This is a genomic window from Serratia sp. CY83965 (assembly GCF_052166375.1).
Classification (GTDB): Bacteria; Pseudomonadota; Gammaproteobacteria; order Enterobacterales; family Enterobacteriaceae; genus Serratia; species Serratia marcescens.
This window is the reverse complement of sequence record NZ_JBJNOV010000019.1, coordinates 74517-90147: the sequence shown is the minus strand read 5'-3', so window position 1 is coordinate 90147 and position 15631 is coordinate 74517. Positions and strand designations below refer to the sequence as shown.

General features: G+C 62.1%; 12 protein-coding genes. 4 read left to right on the top strand and 8 right to left on the bottom strand.

The features are described from left to right. Nucleotides 1-200: 200 nt before the first annotated feature. The 4 genes from ACJ8PL_RS23920 to malT all read right to left on the bottom strand — a co-directional run bounded on the left by ACJ8PL_RS23920 (nt 201) and on the right by malT (nt 5141). On the bottom strand, nt 201-959 hold the full coding sequence (locus tag ACJ8PL_RS23920) for a DeoR/GlpR family transcriptional regulator (protein WP_004930797.1): 759 nt from the start codon (nt 957-959) through the stop codon (nt 201-203). Between the two features lie 50 nt (nt 960-1009). Further along, nucleotides 1010-1846 (bottom strand): rhomboid family intramembrane serine protease GlpG, encoded by an 837-nt coding sequence (gene glpG / locus ACJ8PL_RS23915; protein WP_016930391.1) that lies wholly within the window; start codon nt 1844-1846, stop codon nt 1010-1012. Between the two features lie 171 nt (nt 1847-2017). Next, entirely contained in the window at nt 2018-2344 is a 327-nt protein-coding gene (gene glpE, locus ACJ8PL_RS23910; protein ID WP_004930790.1) for a thiosulfate sulfurtransferase GlpE, read from the bottom strand. Between the two features lie 82 nt (nt 2345-2426). Beyond that, nucleotides 2427-5141 carry an HTH-type transcriptional regulator MalT gene (gene malT, locus ACJ8PL_RS23905; RefSeq protein ID WP_016930390.1) on the bottom strand — a complete coding sequence of 905 codons (2715 nt, stop codon included), beginning with the start codon at nt 5139-5141 and terminating at the stop codon, nt 2427-2429. Between the two features lie 460 nt (nt 5142-5601). Here malT and malP point away from each other — a divergent pair, with 460 nt between their 5' ends. Next, nucleotides 5602-8007, top strand: coding sequence for a maltodextrin phosphorylase (gene malP / locus ACJ8PL_RS23900; protein WP_046687935.1), 2406 nt, complete (start codon nt 5602-5604; stop codon nt 8005-8007). A 9-nt stretch (nt 8008-8016) separates the two neighbouring features. After that, complete coding sequence (gene malQ / locus ACJ8PL_RS23895; protein WP_442531428.1) at nt 8017-10107, top strand: 4-alpha-glucanotransferase; 2091 nt, start codon at nt 8017-8019, stop codon at nt 10105-10107. A gap of 184 nt (nt 10108-10291) precedes the next feature. On the opposite strand, the gene nfuA is transcribed toward malQ, so the two are convergent. Further along, the gene (nfuA, locus tag ACJ8PL_RS23890; protein ID WP_004930777.1) at nt 10292-10867 is read right to left on the bottom strand and encodes a Fe-S biogenesis protein NfuA; all 576 of its coding nucleotides are present in this window, start codon (nt 10865-10867) and stop codon (nt 10292-10294) included. Between the two features lie 58 nt (nt 10868-10925). After that, nucleotides 10926-11609, bottom strand: coding sequence for a DNA utilization protein GntX (gene gntX, locus ACJ8PL_RS23885; protein WP_028128296.1), 684 nt, complete (start codon nt 11607-11609; stop codon nt 10926-10928). A 40-nt stretch (nt 11610-11649) separates the two neighbouring features. On the opposite strand from gntX, the gene bioH reads away from it, so the two are divergent. Then, nucleotides 11650-12420: a pimeloyl-ACP methyl ester esterase BioH gene (gene bioH / locus ACJ8PL_RS23880; RefSeq protein ID WP_016930386.1), complete on the top strand. Its 771-nt coding sequence runs from the start codon at nt 11650-11652 to the stop codon at nt 12418-12420. A gap of 270 nt (nt 12421-12690) precedes the next feature. Next, the gene (locus ACJ8PL_RS23875; RefSeq protein ID WP_004930765.1) at nt 12691-12975 is read left to right on the top strand and encodes a YdgH/BhsA/McbA-like domain containing protein; all 285 of its coding nucleotides are present in this window, start codon (nt 12691-12693) and stop codon (nt 12973-12975) included. Nucleotides 12976-13018: 43 nt separating this feature from the next. Here ACJ8PL_RS23875 and ACJ8PL_RS23870 read toward each other — a convergent pair whose 3' ends face one another. Both ACJ8PL_RS23870 and feoB read right to left on the bottom strand, forming a co-directional pair. Further along, a complete protein-coding gene (locus tag ACJ8PL_RS23870; protein ID WP_004930758.1) occupies nt 13019-13258 on the bottom strand; it encodes a FeoC-like transcriptional regulator in 240 nt (79 codons plus the stop codon). Continuing rightward, nucleotides 13258-15573, bottom strand: coding sequence for a Fe(2+) transporter permease subunit FeoB (gene feoB / locus ACJ8PL_RS23865; RefSeq protein WP_442531427.1), 2316 nt, complete (start codon nt 15571-15573; stop codon nt 13258-13260). The genes ACJ8PL_RS23870 and feoB overlap by 1 nt, the downstream gene beginning before the upstream one ends. Nucleotides 15574-15631: the final 58 nt, after the last annotated feature.

Below are 15631 nucleotides of genomic sequence, written 5' to 3'. Positions count from 1 at the left end.
GCTCATGATTGTAATCAAAAACCAACAGGCAAGCCAAGAGTTAACCAAACAAAAACATTTAGGCGTGATAGAGGTAACAGTTTGGTGATGATAGTCACACAAGTAGTATGGATATGGCGCGGGCGCGCAAACGGCTGTCGATGAGGGGAGCCTGAAGGTATGAAACGGGACGGCGGCGCGCCCCGCAGGTTAAGGCCGAATCAGCACAACTCCAGCTGCACGTCGTACTGTTCGATGATTTTCATCACGCTCGGCGGCGGCAGTTGGTCGGTAAACAGGTAGTCGATCAGGTTCATGTTGCCCAGGTTGACCATGGCGTTGCGGCCGAATTTGGAATGATCGGTGACCAGCATCACGCAGCGGGAATTTTCGATAATCGCGCGTTTGGTGCGCACTTCGTGATAGTCGAATTCGAGCAGCGAGCCGTCCATATCGATGCCGCTGATGCCGAGAATGCCGTAATCGAGACGGAATTGGGAGATGAAGTCCAGGGTGGCTTCGCCCATGATGCCGCCGTCGCGTGTGCGCACTTCGCCGCCGGCCAGGATCAGGCGGAAGTCTTCCTTGGCGGTCAACAGGGTGGCGACGTTAAGGTTGTTGGTGACCACGCGCAGGTTCTTGTGGTTCATCAGCGCATGGGCCACCGCTTCCGGCGTGGTGCCGATATCGATGAACAGCGTGGCGCCGTCCGGGATCTGGCTGGCGACGCGCTGCGCGATGCGGGCCTTCTCTTCCGACCACATTACCTTGCGATCGTTATAGGCAGCGTTGACCGAGCTGGAAGGCAGCGCCGCGCCGCCGTGGTGACGCTGGATCTTGTTCTGGTCGGCCAGGTCATTCAAATCGCGGCGAATCGTTTGCGGGCTGACGTCAAAATGTTCGACCAGCTCTTCCGTGCTGACGTAACCCTGCAGGCGCACCAGCTCGATAATTGCGTCATGACGCTGTGTTTGCTTCACGATAATCCCCTAAAACGCCCGCTATGCCCGCTGGACATAGCTCTCGGCTGTTATTGTTCGTTGTGTGCGCGATGACGCGTATCCCAAAATGCCATCAATAACCCTAACACTAAACCGGCTACGTGTGCCGCGTTGGCGATCGACATTCCTAAAATATCGAAATATCCGGCCACCAGCCACAACACCGAGAACACCATCAGGCCGCGCGGCAGCATCAGGCCGCGCTCCGGCGCCCGTTCGCCCGACAGCCACACATAGCCCATCAGCGCATAGACCACGCCCGACAGCCCGCCAAACAGCGCGCCGCTGAACAGCGATTGCGCCCAGCCGCTGAAGAAGGCCGACACCACCGCCAGCACGAACAGCTTGCCGGCGCCGAGGCGTTTTTCCATCTGGCCGCCGAGATACCACCACCACATCAGGTTAAACAGGATATGCAGCAGGGAGAAATGCAGGAACGCATGGCTGATCCAGCGCCACAGCTGGGTGTATTGGCTGCTGTCCTGCGGCCAGGAGAGCCAATACATCACGGTATCGTCGCCGAGCGCCTGCATCAGAATATAGACCGCGATGCACAGCACCATCACGCCGAGCGTCAGCGGACCGGCCTTGCTGCGCAGGGTATGCAGGTAGGATTCGCTCTGATAATGCAGGCCGGCGTCGGTATGGCCGGTCTGCCAGCTGGCGGCCTGATAACGGCGGTTGAGCGGATCGGCCAGAAACTGCTGCAGCTCGTGTTGCACCTGCTCGAGGTGACCGTCGTCGGCCAGCCAGATTTCCGCCGCCTCGCCGCTGTTGCGCAGCTCAAGCCGGATGCCCTGGGTCGCCATATAGTCGACAAAGGCCAGCGCCAGGCGCGGGTTGGATATGGCGATTACTCTAACCATTGCTCTTCCGTCGTAAGTGAATGATTTTGGCCGCGGCTTGCTCGCCGGCGACCCTGACGGCCGATTATAACGTCGAAATCCTGAGCGCTGGCAAACGGATCTGCGAAAAACCCGCGAAAACGCGCATAAAAACGAAGGGGAAGCCCGCCGACGCGCGGCGGGCGGCGGGGATCAGGCAGAGGTTTCCACGTCTTGCGGATACTGGCGGGCCCAGGCCTCGAAACCGCCGTCGATGCTGTAGACCGCGTCGAACCCCTGGTGCAGCAGGTACTGTGCCGCGCTGCGGCTGCTGTTGCCGTGGTAGCACATCACCATCACCGGCCGCTCGAAGTCGTTTTGCTGCATAAAGGCCGACAGGGTGGCGTTGGTGAGGTGAAAGGCGCCCGGCGTATGCCCGGCTTCAAAACTTTGCGGATCGCGGATGTCGACCAGGGCGGCGCTGCCCTCTTTCCAGCGGGTGTACGCCTGCTCAACGTTGATCGCTTCGAACTGTTCCATACTGCTGACTGCCTCGTAATAGGGGGACGCCGCTATTGTAACCAACTCTGCGGCGTTTAAGACCAGAGGGACATCAGGGTTTTTACGCGCCGTAGCCCATCATCTTCAGCAGTTGCTGCGCCTGCTGCACCGCCTCCTGGCGATGGGCCACGCCCAGTTTCTGATACAGGTTGCGGATGTGCGTCTTGATGGTGGTGGCCGCCACGTCCAGCTCGCCGGCGATCTGGTCGTTGCTGTAACCGGAATAGATCAGCCCCAGCACCTGCCATTCGCGTTGGGTGAGCGGGCTGGTGCGGATCAGTTCCGGCACCTGCGGGTGGGTCAGCAGCTTATCGACGAAGTTCTCGTCGAAATGCGCGAACTTGTGCCGATGATGCTGGTTGATGTCGCGCAGGATACGCTGGGCGCGATGCTGCTCCAGCTCCGGCAGCGTGTTGAGCTGGATCAGCTGACGCAGCTGTTGCGCCATCGCTTCGCCTTCGATGACGAAGTGGCTGATAAAGCCGGTGCGGTTAGCCAGCGACAGCGCTTCGATCAGCGCCTGCTGCGCTTCGCCCTTGCGCTCCAGCAGCCAGTAGAGCTGGTTGCTGAGCAGCAGGTTGCGGTTGAGATCGCTCACCAGCCGCAGGCGACGAGCGTTTTCGTTCAGTTCATCCAGCACCACGCCGGCCTCTTCATACTGGCCGAGCAGGATTTGCACCCGCGCGATGTTGCGCCATTGGCCCTGCGTGAAGTGGTTGTCCGCCATGCCGGGTTTTTCGGTGTGGCGCAGCCACTGGGCGGCGGCGGCGGTGTCGCCGGTCATCTGCCAGTGGATCACCCGCGACTTGTCGGTGTTGGTCAGCCAGTCGCGATGATAGTGGGCGCCGTGCAGCAGGGTTTCGCAGCGCTGCAGATGGGTATTGGCGTTGTCCAGATCGCCGCGCGCCAGCGAGCATTTGGCCAACATGGCGATGCACTGCAGCTGCTGCTGCGGTTGGTAGTTGGCCAGAATTTTCAGCCCGGCGCGCGCCGCGTCTTCCGCTTCGTCCAACCGTGACCATGACCACAGGATCTGGGCGCGGATGCGCAGCAGAAATTCGTGCATCGGCAGCTGTTCCAGGTGCTGCTCGCGGATCAGTTCGAACGCCTTATCCTGGGTTTCGTAAGCGGCCTGCAGGAAGCCTTGGGCGATAAGGATTTCGCTCTGCTGCAGCAGCGCCCAGAGCGCGTAATGGTTGGCCTGATGACGACGCGCCATCTGCTCGGTCTGCTGCATCATCGGCAGCGCGCGCGCCAGTTCGCCCTTGCAGTGGTGCACTTCGCCGGTCACCGAGGTGGCGACGATGCGGCTGTAGTAGCTGGACAGCGGCAGGAATTTCAACGCTTCGGTCGCCAGCCGTTCGGCCTCTTCCGGTTTGCCGGCGTTGATCGCCACCTGGGCGCGCAGGGCGTCGAACTCGGCGTGCAGCGTTTGGTCTATCTCAATTTTCTGTTCGCGCATGGTGCGCTCGGCGCGCTCCAGCAGGGTGTTGACCTCGCCGTAGCGGTGCTGGCTCTGCGCCAGCCAGGCCTGCAGCAGCGCCAGTTTGGGGTTCTGGATCAGGCGCTCATAGGGCAGCGCGTTGAGGCACTCCTCCAGCAAGGCCAGTTCGCTGTGGTGGAACAGCGACCAGGCGTGTTGCAGCAGGATATCGCGCAGCATGCTGACGTCGCTGGCCGCCAACGCGTGGTGAATGGCCTCCGCCGGATACCCCAACGCCAGCCAGCCCTCGGCGGCGGCGCGATGCAGCCCCGGCAGCTCCAGCGCCAGTTCCCACTGGCAACGCTGGCGCAGGAAAGAGGCGAACAGCGGATGGAAGTTGAACCATTCGCCGGTGTCGTCCATGCGGTGGATAAACAGCCCCTGGCGTTCCAGTTCCTCCAGCCGTTGCTGGCCGTTGTCTTCGCCGGTCAGCCGCACGATCAGCGCGTCGTTCATCGAGCGCAGCACCGAACAGCGCAGCAGGAAAGCGCGCGCATCGGCATCGACGTGGTCCAGCACTTCGTCCACCAGATAGTCGGACAGGTGACTGGCGTTCAGCCCCGCCAGCCGTTTGGCCGACAGCTGAGCCGAGGAGGCGGATTGGCGGGCCGACAGCGCGATCAGCTGCAGCGCGGTGGCCCAGCCTTCGACTTCGTCGCACAGGCGGCTGCTGTCCTGCTGTTCCATTGGCGCCGCCAGACGGCAATCGAAGAACTGTTTGGCCTCCTGGTGGGTGAACGCCAGCTGCTGCGTGCCCATTTCCAACAGCTGATCGCGCACCCGCAGGTTGGCGATGCCGAGCGGCGGCAAGGTGCGCGAGAGCAGGATCAGCGTCAGGTTTTCCGGCTGATGGCGCAGGAAAAAGCGCATGGCTTCGTGAATGGCGTCGTTGGTGATCAGGTGATAGTCGTCGATCACCAGGTACAGCGGTTGATGCCAGTCGGCCAGCTCGATAAACAGTTGGGCGAACAGCGCCGACAGGCTGGCGTACTGGTGTTTCTGGCTCAGCGCCTCGCTCTTGACGCAGCGGCCGCCGCTGGCCTGCTGCAGCGCGGCGATCAGGTAGCTGGCGAAGCGCTCCGGCTGGTTGTCGCTCTCATCCAGGGAATACCAGCCCAGATCGGCCTTGCCGGCTGCCCATTGGGCGATCAGCGTGGTTTTCCCGTATCCCGCCGGGCAATTGACCAGTGTCAGGCGATAGTTGCCCGCGCTGGCCAGTTTGGCCAGCAGGCGATCGCGGATCACGGTATTTTGCAGCCGTACCGGGCGGCTCAGTTTTGATGGGATCAGCATAGTATTCCAGGGTATAAATCGCGGTTCCCGCCGGGATTGGAGTGGCGCTAATTATTTTATGGTTCGTAATTAATAGCTCCCCCTAACTTCTGCCAACCCTAAACGTATTGCAACAAGCTTCCGCATCGGCTTGGAGTTAAGTTGCTATCGATCACACTTTTTTACGTTTGGCGCCGGCGCGCGACGATACGGTTGCGGATCGCATTTCCGGCCATGGACAAAACTTCAGCAGCGCGAATACTTGTGCTAACGTCATGGTTAACGTTCTCAGTGCTCGCCGCACGCGTTGGCGGGCTTTTTTGCATCGTTGCAAGGGAGTCAAACAGTGCCTGAGATCACAATTCCAGCTACGCCCCAATCCTCCTCCCCAGCTAATCCCCAGGCGGGATGATGCCGTCAGGCTTTCTCACCGGCACGATAGCGGCAATTTGACCCACTTACTGGATAGAGAGTTTTCCTTATGTCACAGCCTACGCTCAAGAAGGATGCTTTTCTGGCGGCGCTCGCCCGTCAGTGGCAACGGTTCGGCCTCAGTTCCGCACAGCAGATGACGCAACATCAATGGTGGGAAGCCGTCAGTGCGGCGCTGGCCGAGCAGTTGGCCGCGCAGCCGGCACCGCGCAAAAGCGCCAAACCGCTGCGCCACGTGAACTACATCTCGATGGAGTTTCTGATCGGCCGGCTGACGGCGAACAACCTGATCAACCTGGGCTGGTACGACACCGTCGAGCAGGCGCTGGCCGAGCAGAACGTCAAGTTGGCGGATCTGCTGGAGCAGGAAACCGATCCGGCGCTGGGCAACGGCGGGTTGGGGCGGCTGGCGGCCTGTTTCCTCGACTCGATGGCGACGGTGGAACAACCGGCCACCGGCTATGGGCTGAATTACCAGTACGGGCTGTTCCGCCAGTCGTTCCAGGGTGGGCAACAGCAAGAGGCGCCGGATAACTGGCAGCGCGAGAGCTACCCGTGGTTCCGCCACAACGCCGCGCTGGCGGTGGACGTGGGCATCGGCGGCAAGCTGGAAAAGCAGGCCGACGGCCGCGAACTGTGGCGCCCCGCCTTCACCCTGCGCGGCGAAGCCTGGGATCTGCCGGTGCTGGGGTATCGCAACGGCGTGGCGCAGCCGCTGCGCCTGTGGCAGGCGACCCATCAGCATCCGTTCAACCTGAGCGATTTCAACGACGGCAAATTCCTGCAGGCGGAGAAGCAGGGCGTAGAAGCCGACAAGCTGACCAAGGTGCTCTACCCGAACGACAACCATCAGGCCGGCAAGCGCCTGCGCCTGATGCAGCAGTATTTCCAGTGCGCCTGCTCGGTGGCGGACATTTTGCGCAAGCACCATCAGGCCGGCCGCAAGATTGAAGAGCTGCCGAAGTACGAAGTGATCCAGCTGAACGACACCCACCCGACCATCGCCATTCCGGAAATGCTGCGCATTCTGCTGGACGAACACCAGCTGGAGTGGGAGGCGGCCTGGGCGATCACCAGCAACACCTTCGCCTATACCAACCACACCCTGATGCCGGAAGCGCTGGAATGCTGGGATGAAAAATTGGTGCGCAGCCTGCTGCCGCGCCATTTCTCCATCATCAAACAAATCAACGCCAGGTTTAAAAAATTGGTGGATAAGCATTGGCCGGGCGACGAGGCGGTGTGGGCCAAACTGGCGGTGCACCACAACAAGCAGGTGCGCATGGCCAACCTGTGCGTGGTCAGCGGCTTTGCGGTCAACGGCGTAGCGCAGCTGCACTCGGATCTGGTGGTGAAAGATCTGTTCCCGGAATATCACCAGCTGTGGCCGAACAAATTCCATAACGTCACTAACGGCATCACGCCGCGCCGCTGGCTGAAACAGTGCAACCCGGCGCTGTCGGGCCTGATCGACGAGACGCTGAAGGTGGAGTGGGCGAGCGATCTCGACGCGCTGCGCGGGCTGGAAAAATTCGCCGACGACGCGGCGTTCCGCCAGCGTTATCAGCAGATCAAACGCGACAACAAGGTGGCGCTGGCCCATTACGTGCACGGCGTGATGGGGTTGACGCTCGACCCGGACGCGATCTTCGACGTGCAGATCAAACGCCTGCATGAATACAAACGTCAGCACCTGAACCTGCTGCACATCCTGTCGCTGTATCGCCAGCTGCGCGACAACCCCAACCTGGACATCGTGCCGCGCGTCTTCCTGTTCGGCGCCAAGGCGGCGCCGGGCTACTACCTGGCGAAGAACATCATCTACGCCATCAATCAGGCGGCCGAGAAGATCAACAACGATCCGTTGGTGAAAGATCGCCTGAAAGTGGCGTTCATCCCTGACTACCGCGTCTCGGTGGCCGAACTGATGATCCCGGCGGCGGATATCTCCGAACAGATCTCCACCGCCGGCAAAGAGGCCTCCGGCACCGGCAACATGAAGCTGGCGTTGAACGGCGCGCTGACGGTCGGCACGCTGGACGGCGCCAACGTCGAAATCGCCGAGCAGGTGGGCGAAGACAATATCTTTATCTTCGGCAATACCGTGGAGCAGGTGAAGGCGATAGTGGCGAAGGGTTACGATCCGCTCAGCTACCGCAAGAAAGACAAGCACCTGAAGGCGATTCTGGACGAGCTGGCGAGCGGCGCCTTCAGCCACGGCGACAAGCACGCGTTCGACATGATGCTGCACAGCCTGCTGGAAGGCGGCGATCCCTACCTGGTGCTGGCGGACTTTGCCTCGTACTGCCAGGCGCAGCGCCGGGTCGATGAACTGTATCGCGATCGGGACGAGTGGACGCGGCGGACTATCCTTAACACCGCGCGCGTCGGCATGTTCAGCTCGGATCGCTCGATCCGCGATTATCAGCAGCGCATCTGGCAAGCCAAACGTTAAGGAGAGCGAATGGATCGCAAGCGTATCGATCAGGCGGCAGCGCAGGCGGGGATCGCTGCCGATTTCATCAATGCCCACGGCAAGCGGCAGGCGATTGAACCGGAGACCAAGCGCAAGCTGTTGGCGGCCATGAATCGGGCCGATGCCGCGCAGGACGACGCGGCGTCGCCGTTACCGGCGGTCAAGGTGTTCTATCAGGGCGCGCCGCTGGCGTTGACCCCGGCGGGTGAAGGCGAGTACCTGTGGGCGCTGCAGCGTGAAGACGGCGAATGCCTGCAGGGGCGCGTCGGCGCGCGCAAGACCCTGACGTTGCCCGGCGATTTGCCGGCGGGCTACCATCAATTGACGCTGAGCCAGGGCGTGCGGCAGTGGTCATGCCGCGTGATCGTCGCGCCGAGGCGCTGCTTCGAGCCGGACGCCTTGCTGACCGGCAAGAAACTGTGGGGCGCCTGCGTTCAGCTGTATACGCTGCGTTCCGATCGCAACTGGGGCATCGGCGATTTCGGCGATCTGCGCCTGATGGTGGAGCAGGTGGGGGAACGCGGCGGTGCCTTCGTCGGCCTCAATCCGATCCATGCGCTGTATCCGGCCAACCCGGAGAGCGCCAGCCCTTACAGCCCCTCGTCGCGCCGCTGGCTGAATCTGGCGTATATCGACGTCAACGCGGTGGAGGATTTCCAGCGCAGCGACGCGGCGCAGCGCTGGTGGCAGAAGCCGGCGACGCAGAAGCAGCTGGCCAGGGCGCGCGCCGCGGAGTGGGTGGATTACACCGCCGTGATGCAGCTGAAGCTGGCGGCGCTGAAGCTGGCGTTCCCGCTGTTTCAGGCGCGCCAGCCGAACGACGCGCAGCGTCAGGCGTTCGAGCTGTTTGTGGCTGAGGGCGGCGACAGCCTGTATCAGCAGGCGGCGTTTGATGCGCTGCACGCCCATCTGACGGCCAAAGACGCCAGCCAGTGGGGCTGGCCGGCCTGGCCCGAACGTTATCGGCAGGGGCAGAGCGAAGCGGTGCGGCAGTTCTGCGCTGAACATCAGGACGCGGTTCGCTTTTATTTGTGGCTGCAATGGCTGGCGGGCACGCAGTTCGCGCAGTGTTTTGACCAGAGTCAACAGCAGCAGATGCCGATTGGCCTGTATCGCGATCTGGCGGTCGGGGTGGCGGAAGGCGGGGCGGAAACCTGGTGTGACCGTGAGCTGTACTGCCTGAAAGCGTCGGTCGGGGCGCCGCCGGATATTCTGGGGCCGCTGGGGCAAAACTGGGGCCTGCCGCCGATGGATCCGCACGTGATGGCGGCGCGCGGGTATCAGCCGTTCATTGATCTTTTGCGCGCCAACATGACCAGCTGCGGCGCGCTGCGCATCGATCACGTCATGGCGCTGTTGCGGCTGTGGTGGATCCCGTATGGCGAAACCGCCGATCGCGGCGCCTACGTCAAATACCCGGTGGACGATCTGCTGGCGGTGCTGGCGCTGGAAAGCCAGCGCCACCGCTGCATGGTGATCGGTGAGGATCTCGGCACGGTGCCGGTGGAAATCGTCGGCAAGCTGCGCGACAGCGGCGTCTATTCCTACAAAGTGCTCTATTTCGAAAGCGACGGCGAACACCATTTCCGCGCGCCGCAGGCCTACCCGGTGCAGGCGATGGCGACCATCACCACCCACGATCTGCCGACGCTGCGCGGCTACTGGCAAAGCGACGACCTGACGCTCGGCAACCGGCTGGGTCTTTACCCGGACGCGGAAATCCTGCGGGCGCTGTTCGCCGATCGGGAACGCGCCAAGCAGGGATTGCTGGACGGATTGCATCGCTATGGCTGCGTGCCGCAGAAGGTGGGCAAGAAGGCGGCGCTGCTCGGCATGAGCCCGCTGCTCAACCGCGGCCTGCAGCGTTATGTCGCCGACAGCGCCAGCGCCTTGCTCGGCCTGCAGCCGGAAGACTGGCTGGATATGGCGGATCCGGTCAACATTCCCGGCACCAGCGATCAGTACCCTAACTGGCGGCGCAAGCTGACCCGGACGCTGGAGGAGATGTTCGCCGACCCGCGGATAAACCGGCTGCTGAAGGATTTGGACAAGCGCCGACGCAAGGTTTCGGTGGGGTGACGATGAGGTGTCGTTGTATTAGGTCAAAGGACGAGAACTTTAGTCCCATCCAAATGACGGATACCCGAATTAATTGGCGTTGCAGCTAGGCGGCAAGTGCGTAAATCCCCAGGAGCTTACTTAAGTAAGTGACTGGGGTGCGCGCATGCGGCCAACAACGCTGCAACTTCAAGTAAGAAGGGTATCAGTAGTAGGAGTGCTCGCCGCGCTGGTGCTCGGTCAGGTCACGTACGCCCTTCAGCTCCGGGAATTTCTGCAGCAGCTCTTTCTCGATGCCTTCTTTCAGCGTGACGTCGACCATCGAACAGCCGTTGCAACCGCCGCCGAACTGCAGAATAGCCATGTTGTCGTCGGTGATCTCCATCAGCGTTACGCGGCCGCCGTGGCCCGCCAGCTGTGGGTTGATCTGCGACTGCAGCACGTACTCCACGCGCTCCATCAGCGGCGCGTCGTCATCGACCTTGCGCATCTTGGCGTTCGGCGCTTTCAGCGTCAGCTGAGAACCCAGCTGGTCGGTCACGAAGTCGATTTCGGCGTCTTCCAGATACGGCGCGCTCAGCTCATCGACATAGGCGGACAGTTTGTCGAACTTCAGTTCGGTATCCGTCGCTTCTACCGCGTCCGGCGGGCAATAAGAGACACCGCATTCGGCCGTCGGCGTGCCCGGGTTGATCACGAATACGCGGATTTGGGTGCCTTCTTCTTGATTTGCCAGCAGTTTGGCAAAGTGTTCCTGTGCAGCATCTGTTATACGGATCATAGCATTAGCTCAATAGTTGACTTCTATAGTCGGTTATAATACGCCCATTGCCGTGGCACTACAACGTGCGGCAAACGCACCATATCTGCACCGAGGCGGCGCCTTGCCGCCGCAGCAGCGCCGCGATCGCCGCGACGGTGCTGCCGGTGGTCACCACGTCATCCACCAAGGCGATATGCCGGCCGGCGACCGGCACGGTACAGGCGAACGCGCGCTGCAGATTGCGTCTGCGGGCAGAGGCGCTCAGCCGCTGTTGCAGGGCGGTTTTGCGCACCCGGCGCAAGGCGGCGGGCTGATAGGCGCAGCCCAGCCAGCGCGCCAGCGGCCGCGCCAGCAGATCGCTCTGGTTATAGCCACGGCGCCAGCAGCGTGATGCATGCAAGGGTACCGCTAAAATCAGGTCGGGTCTGTTCAGATACTGCTCTCTGCGCGCCTGCTGCCACCGCAACAGCATCAGGCGCGCCAGCGTCGGCGCGAGCTCGGGCGCGCGGTGGAACTTGAACCTTTTTACCAGTTGGCTGAGGGGCGCAGCGTAGTCGCCGACGAACACCAGCCGTTGCCAGGGCGGCGGCCGTTGCAGGCAGCGGCCGCAGGGCGTTCGCGCCTTCCCGGCGGGCAATCCGCAGCGCGGGCAACACGGCGGGTGGGCCGGCAGATGGCGCAGGCAGCAACTGCAGATGCCATGACGCATCAGGCTCAACGGTTGTCGGCATAGCCAACAGCGGCTGCGGATTGATAGCATAGCGTCTCCGAGACGGGTAAGTATGAAAGGACAATAACCAATGACAGCGCTGTACTGGCAAACAATAGGCGAAGGCGAACGCGATCTTGTGCTGCTGCACGGCTGGGGATTGAACGCCGAAGTGTGGCGTTGCATTCAGGCGCGGCTGACGCCGCATTTTCGCCTGCACCTGGTCGATCTGCCGGGGTACGGCCGCAGCCAGGGGTTCGGCGCCCTGTCGCTGGAGCAGATGACGGAAATCGTGCTGGCGGCTGCCCCGCCGCAGGCCTGGTGGCTCGGCTGGTCGCTCGGCGGACTGGTGGCCAGCCAGGCGGCGCTGATGCAGCCGCAGCGGGTCAGCGGGCTCATCACCGTGGCCTCTTCGCCGTGCTTTGCCGCCCGCGATGCGTGGCCGGGGATCCGTCCGGATGTGCTGAGCGGTTTCCAGCACCAGCTAAGCCTGGATTTCCAGCGCACCGTCGAGCGTTTTCTGGCGCTGCAGACGCTGGGCACCGAGAGCGCGCGTCAGGATGCGCGCCAGCTGAAAGCGGTAGTGCTCAACCAACCGACGCCGAGCGTCGAGGTACTGAACGGCGGGCTGGAGATCCTGCGCACCGCCGATCTGCGCGCGCCGCTGGCGGAGTTGAATCTGCCGCTGCTGCGGATCTACGGATATCTGGACGGGCTGGTGCCGCGCAAGGTCGCCGAGCTGCTCGACGCCGCCTGGCCGAACTCCACGTCGCAGATCGTGGCCAAAGCCGCCCATGCGCCGTTTATCTCTCATCCCGATGAATTTGTGACGATGATCGAAGCGTTTATTGCAGCACATTGAATGCAGCGGGAAAACGCACGATAGAGCGCGAAAAAAAACGCCGCCGGGTGGATAAAAGACAAAGCTGTTCAATACTTAGTGAGTCAATGCGTTGGCTGCAAAATGAAAAGACCGCGTGCGGCGATTTTCATTTTGGCGTTTCGTCTCTGGGAAACAGGCCCCGTCAGGGAAAGCAACGAGGCCTGAGGATGTCGCGGCAGCCTGCGGTACTACGCATGGATCCTGGACGGCTTTCATAACAGATAAATTATCCATTGAGAGGTTAGTGTCATGAAATCATTGAAGATGATTATTGCAGCGGCAGTGCTGGGTTCGGTGTCTTTCGGCTCCATGGCGGCAACCCTGCTGACCAAGGAAGATCTGGATAAGAATCCGGGTAAATACGAGAAGATCGGCACCGTCACCACGACGGCGGAAACCACGTCACCGATGGACGCCAAGGAAGAGCTGTCCAAACTGGCGGACGAAAAGGGCGGTCAATACTACGTGATCCTGGCGGGCCGCGAACACGGTAAATTCAGCGCCATCGCCGAAGTTTACAAAGACAAGCAATAAGCCTTGAACGGCAAAGGGGCGCCCGCAGCGGCGCCCCTGATCGTCAGGCCTTCAGCCGGTAGAACACCGTGCTGCACCCCTGGCCCTGCGGGCAGCTTTTGCAGCCGCCGCTCAGACAGGCGCCGTCATCCTGTTCGATGCGTTCCACTTTCCCCATCGCCGTCAAACGGTCCAGCATCGCCTGCACCAGCGGCAGCGGCGTCGCCAGCGATTGGCTGAGCTGCTGCGCCTGGGCGCTGCCGCGCAGCGCCAACGCATCGCGCACCTGCAGCAGCCCGGCCATCAGTGGCAGCTCCCTTTGGCGCCCTGACAGCAGGCCGCCGGCGTGGCGTTGCCCAGGCGAACCGTGACGCGGCTGCGCGCCCGGCGCAGGCCGAACAGCACCAGCAGGTTTACCAGCACCACCGCCAGGATCGCCGTCAGGCTGTACTGCGGATGTTGGTTGAAGGTGGCCGCCTGATAGAACAGCGTCGCCAGCGAGTAGGCCACGTTCAGCCCCCACAGGATAGAGAAGGTCATCCAGCCGCGGCTCGATTCGCGGGCGATGGCGCCCATCACCGAAACGCAAGGCACATACAGCAGCACGAAGATCAGGTAGCTGTAGGCGGAGATGCCGGAGCCGAATTTGCTGCTCATCACGCCCATCGAACCGACGCCCATCTCACCGTCGCCCTTGCTGGCTTCGATCGGGTTGGACAGCACGCTCAGGCTAAAGGTGTTTTTCAGGCCGTCCCAGGTTTCCTGCAGCGCGCCGCCCAGTTCATCGAGCAAGTTGAAGTTGGCGGCGTCGAACGCCTCTTTGTTGATGTGCTCGGCGGTATACAGCGTATTCAGCGTGCCGACCACCACTTCTTTCGCCATCGCGCCGGTCACCAGCCCAACGGTGGCCTGCCAGTTATCGCTGTGGACGCCCATCGGCTGCAGCAACGGCGTCAGCACCTTGGAGACCGAGGCCAGTGCGGAGTCGTTGATGTCGTCGACCGTTTTGCCGCTGAACGAGAAGCTGTTCAGGCCGCCAATGAATATGCTGGCCACCACGATCACCTTACCGGCGCGCAACACGAAGCCTTTCAACCGCTGCCAGGTTTGCAGCAACAGGCTTTTCAGGTGCGGCACGTGGTAAACCGGCAGCTCCATGACGAACGGCGAGGCTTCGCCGCGCATGAGGGTATATTTGAGTACCAGGCCGGTCAGGATCGCCACCGCGATGCCGAGCATGTACAGCGAGAACACCACCCCAGCGCCGTCCTGGCCGAAGAAGGCGGCGGCGAACACCGCGAAGATCGCCAGACGGGCGCCGCAGGACATGAACGGCGCCATCATGATGGTGATCAGGCGCTCGCGCTGGGCGTCCAGCGTACGGGCACCCATGATGGACGGCACATTGCAGCCGAAGCCGACGATCAGCGGCACGAAGGATTTGCCCGGCAGCCCGAGCGCCTGCATCAGGCGGTCCATCACGAACGCCGCGCGCGCCATGTAGCCGGAGTCCTCCAGGAACGACAGGAACAGGTACATCATGCCGATCTGCGGCACCAGCGGCAGCACGGTGTTGATGCCGCCGCCGACGCCCTGCGCCAGGAAGACGGTCAACCAGTCGGGGAAGTGCAGGGTGTAACCCAGCCACTGAATGCCCTGAATGAAGATCGCCGCCGAGCCGATATCGAAGATCGGCTGCAGCGCGCCGCCGATATTGATCGCCAGCAGGAACATCAGGTACATCACCAGCAGGAAGATCGGCACGCCCAGCCAGCGGTTGAGGATCACTTTATCCAGCATATCGGTCAGGCGGTTGGGCATCGCCTGCTGCGAGTTGCTGACCGCGTCGCACAGGGTGGCGATGGACTGGTAGCGCGCGTCGGCGATCACCAGCGCCGGGTCTTCTTGCTGCTGCTGTTGCAACGCCTGAATGGCCGCAGGCAGCAGCGCGACGGCGGGGCCGGCCAGCCGGTGGCTGTAGATGTCGCCCTCCAGCATCTGCAATGCCAGCCAGCGGCGTTGCACCGCCGTCAGCGTTTGCGGCATGGCGTCGCTCAGCGTGGCGACCGCTTTCAGCAGTAACGGCGGGTAGTTCACCAGCGCCTGCTGTTCGTTGATGCGATGATTGTCGATCATCTGTTTCAGCACGCCGATGCCGTCGGCGCGGGTGGAGATCATCGGTACTACCGGGCAGCCGAGGCGCGCCGACAGCGCGGCGACGTCGATATCGATATGCTGGCTTTTGGCGATGTCGAGCATGTTCAGTGCCACGATGCAGGGGATGCCCAGCTCCAGCAATTGCAGCGTCAGGTAGAGGTTGCGCTCCAGGTTGGAGGCGTCGACCACGTTGATCAGCAGATCGGCGTCGCCGCTCAAAATGTAGTGGCAGGCGATCTGCTCATCGAGCGAGGTTTGCTCCGAGATGGTGGTGAGGGAGTAGGTGCCGGGCAAATCGACCAGCCGCACGTCGGACTGCGGGGTGGTGAAATGGCCTTCTTTGCGTTCGACCGTCACGCCCGCCCAGTTGCCGACCCGTTGGCGTGCGCCGGTCAGCTGGTTGAACAGCGTGGTTTTGCCGGAGTTCGGGTTACCGATTAAGCCGATGGTGAGTTTTTTCATAGTTCAGCGTGTCGTCTTCAAGGAGAACAGCGCCGGCGCAAGGGCGCGTCGGCAAATG